Source organism: Pseudomonas sp. GL_091, from assembly GCF_057837725.1.
Map to the genome: position 1 here is coordinate 4,997,285 of NZ_CM174451.1, position 14,674 is coordinate 5,011,958.

Here is a 14,674-nt window from a genome sequence, read left to right on the forward strand (position 1 = left end):
CAACGCCATGATCATCGCTATCGCTGCAAAAACCTGGTCGATTCAGCCCTCCCTGAATTCCCACAACGAATGCATTCATGAGGCAATTGAGTGGAAGGAGAAAGAGAGGGCATCCATTGCCCTCCCCTCTGATGTGCACGCTCCCTGCGCCAGTACTGACCGGGACCTCAAGTGGCCAGAACGAAGTCTGTGGCAGTGACGGTTGTTGCGTCGGCCACACCTACCAGGGTGATAGAGTCAGCGCCGAAGGTGACCAACGTATCCGCACCGACATCGGCGATGGTGACGCTGCTGCCAAAGGTCGCAGCCGTGATGTTGAGCGCGGTGAAATCGAGCAGATCCTGGCCGCCCGCCGCGTTGGTATCGAAGCTGGTGATCCGGTCGTTGCCGAAGCCCGCGGTGAACACGAAGACATCCTCGCCACTGCCGGCATTCATCGTATCGTTGCCAGCACCGCCAGCAACACTATCGTTGCCGGCACCGCCATCGATGATGTCGTTGCCGGCACCACCCAACAGTGTGTCGTTGCCGGCATCGCCGTTGAGGTTGTCATTACCCACCCCACCGGTGATGACGTTGTTCGACGCGTTGCCGGTGCCGACGAAGTCGCCGGCTCCGGTGTAGAGCAGATGCTCGACATTGGCCCCCAGTAAGTAACTGCTCAGCGACGTCTGTACGGAGTCCTCACCGTTATTCCCCACTTCGATCACCGCGTCCGCGACAGAATCGACGCGGTAGGTATCGTTGCCGGCTCCGCCGACCATCCGGTCAGCACCCGCACCACCCGTGAGGACGTCGTTGCCGGCGCCACCCATCAATGTGTCGTTGCCGTCACCGCCGTTGAGGCTGTCATTACCCACCCCACCGGTCATGACGTTGTTCGACGCGTTGCCGGTGCCGACGAAGTCGCCGACGCCGGTGTAGAGCAGATGCTCGACATTGGCACCCAGTGTGTAACTGGTTACAGACGTCTGTACGGAATCCGCACCCTCACCCGTCAACTCGACCACCAGGTCCCCGGCAGAATCGACGCGGTAGGTATCGTTGCCGGCTCCGCCGACCATCGCGTCATTACCCGCACCACCCGTGAGGACGTCATTGCCGGCGCCCCCCATCAATGTGTCGTTGCCGTCACCGCCGTTGAGGCTGTCATTACCCACCCCACCGGTCATGACGTTACTCAACGCGTTGCCATTGCCGACGAAGTTGCCGGTTCCGAGGTAGAGCAGATGTTCGACATTGGCGCCCAGTGTGTAACTGGCCAGCGTGGTCTGTACCGAATCCGCACCGCCACCCGCCAACTCGACCACCCCGTCCGCGGCGGAATCGACGCGGTAGGTATCGTTGCCGGCTCCGCCGACCATCCGGTCATTACCCGCACCGCCATTGAGGAAATCGTTGCCGGCGCCGCCGATCAAGGTGTCGTTGCCGGCGCCGCCGCTGAGGGTGTCATTACCCACCCCTCCGGTCATGACGTTATTCGACGCGTTGCCGGTGCCGACAAAGTTGCCGACTCCGAGGTAGAGCAGGTGCTCGAGATTGGCGCTCAGTGTGAAGCTGGCCAGCGAGGTCTGTACGGAATCCTGACCCTCACCCGCCAACTCGACCACCACGTCCCCGACTGAATCGACGCGGTAGGTATCGTTGCCGGTGCCACCGACCATCTGGTCAGCACCCGCACCACCATTGAGGAAGTCGTTGCCCGCGTCACCATTGAGGATGTCGTTGCCGCCCAAGGCGTTCAGGATGTCGTTGCCAGCACCTCCGCTGGCCACGTCGTCGCCTGCCGTGCCGGTCCATATGTCGACACCGGCGGTACCGACAAACAGATCACCGACCACTGTCGTTGCGCCAGAGGTGACTTGCTCAAGTGTGCCGAGGTCATCGGTGTAACTCGCGACGACACGCAGTTGCTGACCGACCTGCGCCTGGCCGGGCGTGAAGGTCGTGCCCGTCGCGCCGGCGATGTCGGCAAAGATCGCACCGCTCCCCACCTGCCACTGATGGGTAATCACCGAGGTCGTGGTCCCGTTGGCGTCGGTGAACGCATCCGTGGCGGTCAAGGCTGAGCCTTCCGTCGGGGTCGTATCGCTGATCAGCACAGTGCCAACCGGCAGGACGTTGACGGGGCTGCCGCCGAGCGGCGCAGTTGGCGCGGTCGGCGCCGAGAATATGCTTTCCAGCACGCCGTGGCCGTCCTGATAGATGGCCCTGACGCGCAGCGCCAGTCCCAGCTCAGCCGCGGTCACCGTGAAGGTCGAGCCGGTCGCGGTTCCTAGTCCACCTCCGATCGCAATACCAATGTCGTCGAAGATACCGGTGCCTGGGTTCGTTTCGACCTGCCATACGAAGGCGATGGGACCGGTGATCGCACCGCCGGTCGCGGTATTGTCGGCATCAGTGACGCCTGCCGCCGATACCGTCAGCACCTGGCCGACGGCCGGCGTGCCATCGTCGATCCTCAGCAAGCCCACCGGCTCGGCGTTCAAGCCCGACACCAGGACCCGCGACTGATCGGCGAACTGCAGCCGCTCGACATTGCTGAGCCTGTCAGTACCGTCCCGACCGACGACGCTGTCGGTCACGGTGATCGTGCCGTCGACGTTCTCGATGACGGTGTAGTCGGCCAGAAGGCCGGTGTACAGGGCCGTGTCGAAGGAATGGCCAGGGTTAAGGGGGTCAGGCGCATCCGTCAGGATCTCACGGACGGCGACAAGTTGGCCGGGGTTGTAAGTGCCGTTGAGCATGAGCGGCACCAACGGGACCATGCTGTCGAACGTTGCGATCTCCGGACCTGTGCCATCAATGTTCTGCCGCACGCTGATACGTACGTTGAGCCACTTGTCACCGTCGATCAGGTCATCGCCACCACCACCTTCGATGATGTCGCTGCCGCCGCCGCCGAGGACGATGTTGCCGGCGCCGAACTGATCGTCTGCCGTGCCCACAATGCCGTCCGGGCCGGCTGCTGCGGTGCCGACGAACGAGCGCAGGCCGCTGACCAGGTCGAAGTTGGTGAGCACGCTGCCCTGAGCACCGGCAGCCGCGATCACGGTGGCATCGGCATCATCGCCACGCAGGATGTCGCTGAAGTGCGATCCAGTCAGACCTTCCACCAGTTGGAACCGAGCCACGGTTGCGGCCAACTCCGGCAGTGGCGGCGCGATAGCGATGTCGGCGAGGCCCAGGTCGACGGACACGCCGAACGGGTCGTCCTTGAAACCGGCCCAGTCGTAACCGGAACCACCCAGGTAGCGGTCGCCCGCGCCGCCGTTGCCGAACATGATGTCGTCGCCGCCTTCGGCCATGAATCTGTCGGGCGAGCCGGTGCCGATGAAGATGTCGTTACCGCGTATCAAGTCGAGCCCGTTCGGGTCGAAATTGTCGCCGGGAGCACCATCGGCGGTTCCCCTCTCGATCCAGTCGTCACCTTCGTTACCCATCAGTTGTTCGTCGGCGATACTGCCCATGATGAAGTCGTCGCCCGCGCCACCGAAGACCTCCGAGGAGTCCTCACCGGTGACGATGAAGTCCTTGCCGAAGCCGCCGAGGTTCAGATTCAGGCCGTTGCCACTGTGGATGACGTCGTTGCCGTCGCCGCCATGAATGGTGTCGTCGCCGCCCATGTCGGTGATGATGTCGTCGCCGTCGCCCCCGACCATGAAGTCGTTGCCGTTGCCACCCTCGAGGCGGTCATTGCCACCGTCGCCATAGAGCGTGTCGTCGCCGTCGCCAGATACGAGAATGTCATTGGCGGCCGAGCCACCGAGCACCACATGGTCTTCGCCGGTGTACTGCAGGTAGTTGGTATCAGGGCCGACCGTCGCAGGGTTGTCCCGAATGACCAGCGGCGTGAGGAGGATGCCGCCGACAGGGTCGGCATTGCCCGGCAGGTTGTCGGCTGCCTCATTGACTGGCGTCAATGGATTGTCGACCAATATGCCATCCGGCCCGGCAATCACGCTCGCGTTGAACTGCCTGGTCGGATCGACCTCGAGGGTAAAGGCCGGAGTCAAGAACATGACGGCTGGGAGGTGGGTCGCATCCGTGTTGGCCATCACCAGTCTCGCGAACGAGTTGTTCTCCAACTCGGTGACGAAGTTAAGCCCCGCGTTGCGTTCCAGGTAGTAGAAGCGGTCGGCGTTCTGCAGCTTCTCCATCTGGGTCTCGAACACGAAGTTGAAGGTCGAGCCGAGCATGCCGCCAAACGGCATTTTTTCCTCGGCGAGGCCACCGATCCAGAGGTCGATGTTGTCCAGACCGGTAATGGTGACGCCGGTCGGGCCACTCGCCCAGGTGCCGGTGCTATTGAGGAAGTCCAGCCGGTCCGCCGGCTCGCCGGCGCCGCCCAACACCAGGAGAGAGGCCGCGGCGCGCTTCCCGTCGAGCGTGGTGGCGCTGGTAATGGAGGCGTGCGTGCCATAGGCGGCGATGAAGTTGATCAGCGATTCCGGGTGCTTCAGGTGTTGCACCAAATCGGACCAGCTGATGTAGGGCTTCAGGTTGCTGTCGCCGGTCGCGGTGTAGAACTCACGACGCGCCTCGTTCAGGGTCGGAAGCCCGGTATCACGACCGCGCGCGATGTTGAGGGCGGGCAGGTCGAGCGGCAGGCCCAGCAAGTTGTTGCGCACCGCTTCGGTGACGAACTCATCGATCTCGTTGCCGACCTGGCGCGTTACGCCGCGGACGATGGCACCGGCCGCCTGCTCCGGGGTCGGGCCGCTGGCCGCAAACGCCAGCGGATTGAGGAAGGCCTGAATCAGGCCGACCTCGCTCGAGACGAAGTTGGGGTCCAGCCGGTCGATGGTCTCGACCAGCATCGAGTGGCCGAGGCGGTAGACCGCGTGCGCGAACTCGGCGACGATCGCCGGGTCGATCTCGGTTTGATAATTTTGGTGTTCGCCAAGGAAGGGATCGATGTTCGGCTGAATGGTACGCGCGAACTCTTCGAACACCAGGTGCTGGTACTGCATCTCGGTACCGAATTTCGCCGCCTGGAACAGGCGCTCTCCGTTCCAGTGCAGGGCAGCGATCTCAGCCGCGGTTGTTGGCAACACCAACAATTGGGCATCGGGCATCAACCACTGGTTCAGGAAGTTGACATCGTTGGAGGCGATGGCCACATCCTTGGTGTGCTGGACCAGACGGTTGTGCTCCGAGTGGAAGATGGAGTGGACGGTGGTCAGGCCGATGTTCTCGTTGACCCGGCCGTCGCCGGCGATGTAGTGCGCGTCGAGCAGCTCGTTGTCGTAGAAGCCTGCGGCCACCGGGCCGCCGGCAACGAGGTCGGCATCAGCCGTCAGTGGCGCGCCGGTCTGGCTGTCCACCGGAACGGCGGTGTGGGCGATATCGATGAGGAACTGGTGGCCGGTGCGCACGGCATTGACCAGGCTGATCGGCGCCGCCGGATTACCCTCGACGAGAACATCATCGGCGGTATCAGCAATACCATCCGCGCCCCTCATCATGACCATCGGGAAGCCGTTCGGGCCCTTGATGAAATTGCCGTAGGCATCGGTGGCGAGCAGCGGCACGTTGTCGAAGTCGGCATCGGTAAGATTAATGCCAAGCAAGTCGTGCGCCTGCGCCTTTACTACTTTCCAGGTGGCCATCCCGCCGATTTCGACGTCGTCGGCAGTGCCGAACAGGCCATCGGCGCCCAGGTCACGATTGGTGATCAGCTTGCCGGTCGCCACCGGCTCGCCGGCGGCATTGAACTCGTAGGCGCGCAGGAACACCTGGTGCGAAGGGTGCGAGGTATAGGTCTGGTTCTGGTCGACGAACGGCGTGGTGGTGTTTGCAGCCTCGTGAATGTCGTCGGCGGTGCCGAGGATGCCATCGGGCCCGGGCAGGTTGGTGGCCCGCGTCAACACCATGAAGTTGGTCGGGCTGCCCGGGACGAACAGCGGATCGTCCGGTTGCAGCGGGATGAACACCGTGCCGCTGCCGCCCTTGGTCACCAGGTCGAGGCCGTGGTCGAAGAACTGACCGAAGAAGGTCATCCAGGTATTGAACGGTGCGGACAGACCTGCGTCCGGCGCCTCGTTAGGCATGAAAAAGGTCTGGAACGTCGTGCCGTCGGTACGGGTTCCAGTAACCACCTGCGCACCGTCCTTCAAGACATCGTCAACCGTGCCGAGGATGCCATCCAGACCGGGATCGAACGTGGCCGCGACCGCCGCCGGGTTGGTGGCGGTGTTGTCGGCGATCAGATTGCTGATGGTGCGAGGCTGCGAGTCGGTCACCAGGCCGCTGGTCTGGGCGTAAGAGGTGCCCGCCTCCGCCGTATCGAACTGCGCCGGAACCAGTCGCGGGAAGATCGTGTCGGCTCCACCGAACGCGTTCTGACCCGCCACCAGGTTGTTGAACGACCCGTCGACCGTGCGCAGGCCCAAAGGCACCCGTGCATTTGGCAGCATGCTGAGAAGATCCTCACCGGCCGCATTCCTTTCCGAGATCAGAATCTGATCGAGAATGAACTGCAGATCGGCCCGGATATAGTGCACACCGGTGCTGGCGACCGGAGTCTCGACCGGCAGCGGGGCTGCCGGTGGCGGAGCAACGCCGGCTACGACCGCTGCGGTTGGAGCAGAGAACGCAGTCTCAAGCACACCATTTTGATCCTTATAAACGGCCCTGACGCGCAACTCCAGCCCGGCGAGATCCGGGGTCACCCTGAAGGTCGGCCCGGTTATGTGCGCCAATGCTGCGCCCCCGTCCGCAATACGGGTGATGTCCTGAAAGACGCCCGTACCCGGGACTGCTTCGAACTGCCAGTAGAAGGCGATCGGTCCGGTGATGGCACCGCCGGCGTTGTCGGCATCGGTCACGCCGGCAGCCGATACCCTCAGCAGTTGACCCGTGGTTGGCGTAGCGTCCGGGGTGTTGCTGGCAGCATCGAGGATGGCCAGCAAGCCCAGCGGGTCGTTGTTGAGCCCGACCCCGCCTGGCAGGGTGAGCGACTGATCGTTGAACTGCAGCCGCTCGATATTGGTCAGGCGGTCGGTGCCGTCGCGCCCGACGACGCTGTCGGCCACGGTGGTCACGCCGCCCACAGTGGTGACGGTATAGTCGAGCCGGTTGCCAGTGAACAAGGCCGTGTCGAAGGCGGGGGCCGCCGTCAGGATCTCGCGGACGATGACCAACTGACCGGGGTTGTAGGTGCCATCGAGCATGAACGGGATCATGGGCTCCATGCTGTCGAAGGTGGCAATCTCCGGCCCAGTTCCGTCAAGGTTCTGGCGCACGCTGATGCGCACATTCAGCCACATGTCGCCGTCGATCAGGTCGTCACCGCCGCGGCCTTCGATGATGTCGCTGCCACCACCGCCGAGGAGGATGTTGCCCGCGCCGAACTGATCGTCTGCCGTGCCCAGGATACCGTCCGGGCCGGCTGCAGCCGCGCCAAGAAACGCCCGCAGACCGGCGACGAGGTCAATATTGGTGAGCACGCTGCCTTGGGCACCGGCAGCGGCGATCGTGGCCGCGTCGGCATCATCGCCGGTCAGCATGTCGCTGAACGCCGACCCCGACAGACCTTCCACCTGAGGGAACTTGGTATGCACGCCTGCAACTGAAGGCGACAGGGCCGATTGCTCGAATGCGATGCGGCTCATGTCCACAGTTACGCCGTAATGATCATTCTTGTAGGTGGCCCAGTCGAAACCGGACATGCCCAACATCTTGTCCGGGCCCTCACTGCCGATGAAGATGTCATCGCCGCCTTCACCGATCATTTCATCGAAGCCGCCGTCACCGCTGAAGACGTCGTTGCCGCTGATCAACTCTGTCAGCAAAGCCAGTGGCAGGTTACCGGCGAAATTGTCGCCGGGGGCGCCGTCCTGGGTCCCGATCTCGATCCAGTCGTCGCCATCGCCGCCCATCATTTGTAAGTTCAGCCGGCTGCCGAGCATGAAGTCATCGCCAGCGCCAGCGAAGACCTCCGAAAAGTCCTCGCCGGTGACGATGAAATCGTTGCCGTCACCGCCGAGGATGATATTGGTGCCGTTGCCGCCGTGGATGACGTCGTTGCCGGCCTCACCGTGGATGACGTCGTCGCCGCCCATGTCGGTGATGATGTCGTCGCCATCGCCACCCTCGATCTCGTCATTGCCGTAGCCGCCTTCGAGGCGATCATTACCGGCGTCGCCCCAGAGCGTGTCGTCGCCGTCGCCAGAGACGAGAATGTCATTGCCGGCGGTGCCGCCGAGCACGACATGGTCTTCGCCGGTGTACTGCAGGTAGTTGGTATCGGGCCCGACCGTGTTGGGGTTGTCGCGGATGACCAGCGGCGTGATCACGACGCCGTTGATCATGGTGCCGCCAGTGGGATCGGTGTTGCCAGGCAGGTCGTCGGCGGTGCCCACAATGCCGTCCAGACCGGCAATCACGCTCCGGTTGAACTGCCTGGTGGGGTCGACCTCGAGAGTAAAGGTCGGGGTCGAGAACATGAGGGCCGGGAGATGGGTCGCGTCGGTGTTGAGCATCACCATCTTGGCGAACGAGTTGTTCTCGAGCTCGCTCAGGAAGTTGAGTCCCTGGGTGCGGTGCAGGTAGTAGAGCCGGTCGCCGTTCTGCAGCTTCTCGAGCTGGTCCTCGAAGACGAAGTTGAAGGTCGAGCCGAGCATGCCGCCGAACGGCATTTTTTCCTCGGCCAGGCCGCCGACCCAGAAGTCGATGGCATCAACGCCGGTAATGGTTGCCCCATTTGCCAGGTTGGCATAGACGCCGGTGCTGTTGAGGAAGTCCAGGCGATCCGCCGGCTCACCGACGCCGCCCAACACCAGGAGCGTGGCCGCTGCGCGTTTCGCGTCGAGCGTGGTGGCGTTGGTAATGGAGGCGTGCGTGCCGTAGGCGGCGATGAAGTTGATCAGCGATTCCGGGTGCTTCAGGTGTTGCACCAAATCAACCCAGCTGGTGTAGGGCTTCAGTTGGTTGTCGCCGGTGCCGGCGTAGAATTCACGGCGCGCCGCGTTCAAGGACGGGATGCCGGTATCGCGGCCGCGCGCGATGTTGAGGGCGGGCAGGTCGAGCGGCAGGCCCAGCAAGTTGTTGCGCACCGCTTCGGTGACGAACTCATCGATCTCGTTGCCGACCTGGCGCGTCAAGCCGCGGACGATGGCGCCGGCCGCCTGCTCCGGGGTCAGGCCGCTGGTCGCAAACGCCAGCGGGTTGAGGAAGGCCTGAATCAGGCCGATCTCGCTGGAGACGAAGTTGGGGTCCAGCCGGTCAATGGTCTCGGTCAGCATCGAGTGGCCGAAGCGAAAGACCGTGTGCGCGAACTCGGCGACGATCGACGGATTGATCGTGTCATCGAAGTCCAAGAAGGCGTCGACTTGCGGTTGAACGGTACGCGCGAACTCTTCGAACACCAGATGCTGATACTGCATCTCGGTGCCGAACTTGGCCGCCTGGAACAGGCGCTCACCGTTCCAGTTCAAGGTCGACAGATCAGCAGGAACAGCCGTGACGGGCGTCAGCAGCCACTGGTTCAGGAACGTCAGGTCGCCGGCGGCCGTTGAGGCGAGGATCGTGTCCTTGGTCTGCTGGACCAGCCGGTTGTGCTCCGAGTGGAAGATGGAGTGGACGGTGGTCAGGCCGATGTTCTCGTTGACCCGGCCATCGCCGGCGATGTAGTGCGCGTCGAGCAGTTCGTTGTCGTAGAAGCCTGCGGCCAGAGGGCCGCCGGCAACGAGGTCGGCATCGGCCGTCAGTGGCGCACCGGTCTGGCTGTCCACCGGAACGGCATTATGGGCGACATCGATGAGGAACTGGTGGCCGGTGCGCACGGCATTGACCAGGCTGATCGGCGCAGCAGGATTTCCCTCGACGAGAACATCATCGGCGGTATCAGCAATACCATCCGCGCCCCTCATCATGACCATCGGGAAGCCGTTCGGGCCCTTGATGAAATTGCCGTAGGCATCGGTGGCGAGCAGCGGCACGTTGTCGAAGTCGGCATCGGTAAGATTAATGCCAAGCAGGTCGCGCGCCTGCGCCTTCACCACTTTCCAGGTGGCCATCCCGCCGATTGCGACGTCGTCGGCAGTGCCGAACAGGCCATCGGCGCCCAGGTCACGATTGGTGATCAGTTCGCCGGTCGCCATCGGCTTGCCGGCGGCATCGAATTCATAGGCGCGCAGGAACACCTGGTGCGAGGGATGCGAGCTGTAGGTCTGGTTCTGGTCGACGAACGGCGTGGTGGTGTTTGAAGCCTCGTGAATGTCATCGGCGGTGCCAAGGATGCCATCGGGCCCGGGCAGGTTGGTGGCCCGCGTCAACACCATGAAGTTGGTCGGGCTACCCGGAACAAACAACGGATCGTCCGGCTGCAGCGGGATGAACACCGTGCCGCTACCGCCCTTGGTCACCAAGTCGAGGCCGTGGTCGAAGAACTGACCGAAGAAGGTCATCCACGAGTTGAACGGCGCGGACAGGCCCGCGTCCGGCGACTGGTTAGGAATGAAAAAGGTCTGGAAAGTCGTGCCGTCGGTACGGGTTCCAGTAACGACCTGCGCACCGGCCTTCAAGACATCGTCAACCGTGCCGAGGATGCCATCCAGACCGGGATCGAACGTGGCCGCGACCGCCGCCGGGTTGGTGGCGGTATCGTTGACGATCAGGTTGCTGATGGTGCGCGGCTGCGAGTCGATCACCAGGCCGCTGGTCTGGGTGTAAGAGGTGCCCGCCTCAGCCGGGCTGAAGACTGGAGTGGTCAAGCGCGGAAAAAAGTTGTCGGCTGCGCCGAACTCGCTCTGACCCAGACCCAGGTTGTTAAACGTCCCGTCGACCGTACGCAGACCGAAAGCAAATTCCGGGCTCGGTATCAGGTCGACAAGCAACTGACCAGCCGAGTTTGCCTCCGAGATGAAAATCTGCTGGAGAATGAACTCAAGATCGGATTGATTAAAGTTGGCCATTTGGATTGCCCTCGATATGTCTGGGTAAAGGCACGGGACGAGAAAGTCCCGCCGCGCCAAGTCAAGTGCTGGCTTGCGCAGTTTGTTGGTTATGTTTTTTAGCGAGAGCTGGCGTTACCCGGGACCCGGGATACGCGCCTGGAATTCGCGAAATGAATTGCTCGCCGGGCGATCAGGCAGAGCGAATTCGAGCCCTGGGCGGGCCATGGAATCTGGAAGTGAAGGCGAACGTCCTGGACAGCTCCTTCCCTCTGAAAAAGAACGAAATGATCGACATGATTCGGCTCCTCTCGGGAAAATCACCGCACCTTGCGTTGCCAAAGCGATGGCAGGTTTCAGGCGGGCGGCCCCCCCGATAACTAAGACTAAAGTTCCATAGCAAAATTTTGTCAATATTACGTCGCTAAAACAGACGACCGGTGGTAGGTATCCCAACTAGCTGTTTTTAAAAGACATATAGGCAGTTGAGTGCAGGTATAGAGCGAAATGTTATTTCTAACTGTTTCATCGCCACCTACGCTGCTGCATAAGGGAGCAACGCAGCGATTTCGGGAGACTCGCCATCCATAGAGCGACCAGCCTGCGTGTCCATAAGCTGTTTACGGAACTACATTTACCGTTAGCTGTTGCGCCACAAGGGCAACCGGCTTTTCGAAGTGGGAGGACCAACATGCCCAAGCAGTCGAGCATCCGTTCCGAACTGGCCGACGCGCTCTTTCGCATGCGCCACAGTTTTTACTCGCTGGCAGCGTTCAGCGGCGTCATAAACGTCATGATGTTGACGCCAGCCGTTTATATGTTGCAGGTCTATGATCGAGCCCTGGTCAGTCGCAACGTCACGACGCTGACGATGTTGACCGTTCTGGTGGTGGGCCTGTTCTTGCTGATGTCCACGCTGGAAATGGTCCGCACCCGCGTGCTGATCCGGGTCGGCAACTGCCTCGACATGGACCTCAACCGACGTATTTTCACCGCTGCATTCGAGCGCAACCTGAGCCGCGCCGGAGGTAATCCGGCCCAGGCCCTGCAAGATCTCGCCCAGGTTCGTCAGTTCGTCACCGGCAATTCCCTGTTCGCTTTCTTCGATGCACCGTGGACGCCGATCTACCTGCTGGTCGCCTATCTGATCCACCCACTGCTCGGACTGCTCACGCTGATCGGCTCGCTGATTCTGGTGGCCCTGGCTTGGCTCACCGAGAAGGCGACGCAGAAGCCGCTGGCCGATGCCAATCAGGCCGCCCTCTCCTCCGCCCAATACGCCAACAACAACCTGCGCAATGCCGAGGTCATCGAGGCCATGGGCATGCTGCCGTCGATCAGCAAGCGCTGGTACCAAAGCCATTTGCGCATTCTGGAAATGCAGACCATGGCTTCCGACCGCGCCGCCTTGATCAGCAGCACCGGGCGCTTCGTGCGGATCACTTTGCAGTCGCTGATCCTCGGCGCCGGCGCGCTGCTGGCGATCGAAGGCAAGATCACCCCGGGGATGATGATCGCCTGCTCGATCCTCACCGGCCGCGCACTGGGCCCGGTGGAACAGGTCATCGCGTCGTGGAAGCAACTGCTCGGCTGCCGTTCGGCCTGGGGCCGGCTCAACGAGATGCTGCATGATTATCCACGCCGGCCACCGAGCATGTCGCTGCAGCGGCCGCAGGGCATGCTGGCGGTGGAGAATGTGTATGCCGGTGCCCCCGGTACCAACAACACGATTCTGCGCGGGGTGGGCTTCAGCCTTGTCCCCGGCGAAAGCCTTGGCATTATCGGCCCATCCGCCTCGGGCAAATCCACCCTCGCCCGCCTGCTGGTTGGCGTCTGGCCGGCGCAGGCCGGCAAGGTGCGCCTGGACGGCGCAGACATATTCACCTGGAACAAGGGCGAGCTTGGCCCCTGGATCGGCTACCTGCCACAGGACGTGGAGCTGTTCGAGGGCAACATCGCCGACAACATCGCGCGCTTTGGCGAGGTGGACAGCGAAGCGGTCATCCGCGCCGCCAAGATCACTGGAGTGCACGAGATGATCCTGCGTTTTCCGCAGGGATATGACACCCGTCTGGGCACCGATGGCAGCCCGCTTTCCGGTGGCCAGAAGCAACGCATCGCCCTGGCCCGCGCATTGTATGGCGAGCCCAATCTGATCGTGCTGGATGAGCCGAACGCCAACCTCGACGATGTCGGCGAAAAGGCCCTGGTCGATGCGCTGGCCGAACTCAAGGGCCGTGGCGCCACGGTCATTCTGATTTCCCACCGTCCCAACGTACTTTGCGCCGTCGATAAGGTGTTGATGCTGCGCGACGGCGGCGTGCAGATGCTCGGCACGCGCGATGAAGTATTCGCAGCGCTGCGCAAGGCCAGTGTGATGCCTGCAGGCGCGTCGACTCCGCTGGCCTCCGTCAAAGCACGGGAGTGACCGATCATGCAAATGAGCCAACACACTGAGATGATTAAAGCCGACCCCAAGAGCGTGGTAGATCTGGATGTCGGTAAACCCGCGCGATGGGGCGTGTGGCTGGTGCTCGCCGGCTTCGGCGGCTTCCTCCTGTGGTCCTGGCTGGCGCCGCTGGATGCCGGCGTGGTCGCGACAGGCACGGTCAAGGTCACCAACAATCGCAAAGCCGTGCAGCATCTGAGCGGCGGTACCGTGGAGGCCATTCTCGTTCGCGAAGGCGATCTAGTGACAAAAGGTCAGGAGGTGGTCCGCCTCGACTCGTTGCGGGCCGCTGCCGAAGAGGGTGCGGTCAGCGCCCAGTACATCGTCAGCAAGACGGTGGAGAACCGCCTGGAAGCGGAACGTGACGGTCGCAATGTGGTGAACTTCGATCCCGAGTTGCTCACGCGCTTCAAGGGTGATCACCGCCTGGAGGCCGCCATGGACCTGCAACAGCGCCTGCTGGACACCCGCCGTGCTGGACTCGCTGGCGAAATCAGCATCCTGCAGGAGAACCTGGCAGCGTCGGCGGTGCAGCTCAAGGGCCTGCAGCAGGTCTATAGCGCCCGCGCCTCGCAGATCAGCTTCCTCAACCAGGAACTGCAAGGCACCCGCGTGCTGACGGCCGAAGGCTATGTGCCGCGCAACCGCCTGCTTGAGCTGGAACGCAACAATGCCGAGCTCTCCGCCGGGCAGGCCGAGAACCTCAACAACATCGCCCGCGTGCGTAGCCAAACCACCGAAATCAAGCTGCGCATCCTGCAGCGCCAGCACGATTACCTGAAGGAAGTCGAATCGCAGCTGACCGACACTGCCAAGGAAAACACCACCCTGGCCGACCGCTTGCGCTCGCTGGACTATGAAGTGACCCACACGGTAATTCGTTCGCCGATCGATGGCATGGTCCAGGGCCTGAGCATTGCCACCGTCGGCGGTGTCATTCAACCGGGCTTCAAGATCATGGAAATCGTTCCGGTCAACGAACCGTTGCAGGTCGACGCGATGATTCCCGTGCAGGCCATCGACAAGATGATCCCCGGCCTGCCTGTGGACATTTCCTTCCCGGCTTTCAACCATGCCAGGACGCCCAACATCCCCGGCCGCGTGAAGACCATCTCCGCCGACCGCCTGATGGATGAGGAAAGCAAGCAACCGTTCTATCTGGCTCAGGTGGAAGTCACGCCCGACGGCATGAGCCTGCTTGGGAGCAATCACATTCGCCCCGGTATGCCCGCCAGCGTCACCATCAAGACTGGCGAGCGCAACATGATCAGCTATCTTCTTAAACCGATGCTCGAACGTGTGGACAGCTCCTTCAAGGAACAATGAG

General features: G+C 62.4%; 3 protein-coding genes. 2 read left to right on the plus strand and 1 reads right to left on the minus strand.

The features are described 5' to 3' along the window. Window positions 1-167 precede the first annotated feature (167 nt). On the minus strand, window positions 168-10,919 hold the full coding sequence (locus tag AC3ITY_RS22685; RefSeq protein WP_489305094.1) for a peroxidase family protein: 10,752 nt from the start codon (window positions 10,917-10,919) through the stop codon (window positions 168-170). A gap of 670 nt (window positions 10,920-11,589) precedes the next feature. Between AC3ITY_RS22685 and AC3ITY_RS22690 the strand changes: the two genes are divergently transcribed. Together AC3ITY_RS22690 and AC3ITY_RS22695 are read left to right on the plus strand one after the other, a co-directional pair. After that, window positions 11,590-13,326 carry a type I secretion system permease/ATPase gene (locus AC3ITY_RS22690; protein WP_489305096.1) on the plus strand — a complete coding sequence of 579 codons (1,737 nt, stop codon included), beginning with the start codon at window positions 11,590-11,592 and terminating at the stop codon, window positions 13,324-13,326. A 6-nt stretch (window positions 13,327-13,332) separates the two neighbouring features. Further along, on the plus strand, window positions 13,333-14,673 hold the full coding sequence (locus tag AC3ITY_RS22695) for an HlyD family type I secretion periplasmic adaptor subunit (protein WP_489305097.1): 1,341 nt from the start codon (window positions 13,333-13,335) through the stop codon (window positions 14,671-14,673). Window position 14,674: the final 1 nt, after the last annotated feature.

Bases quoted from the DNA above. Each gene is read 5' to 3' on its own strand.
- AC3ITY_RS22685 (WP_489305094.1), bottom strand. From the start codon at position 10,919: ATGGCCAACTTTAATCAATCCGATCTTGAGTTCATTCTCCAGCAGATT.
- AC3ITY_RS22690 (WP_489305096.1), top strand. From the start codon at position 11,590: ATGCCCAAGCAGTCGAGCATCCGTTCCGAACTGGCCGACGCGCTCTTT.
- AC3ITY_RS22695 (WP_489305097.1), top strand. From the start codon at position 13,333: ATGCAAATGAGCCAACACACTGAGATGATTAAAGCCGACCCCAAGAGC.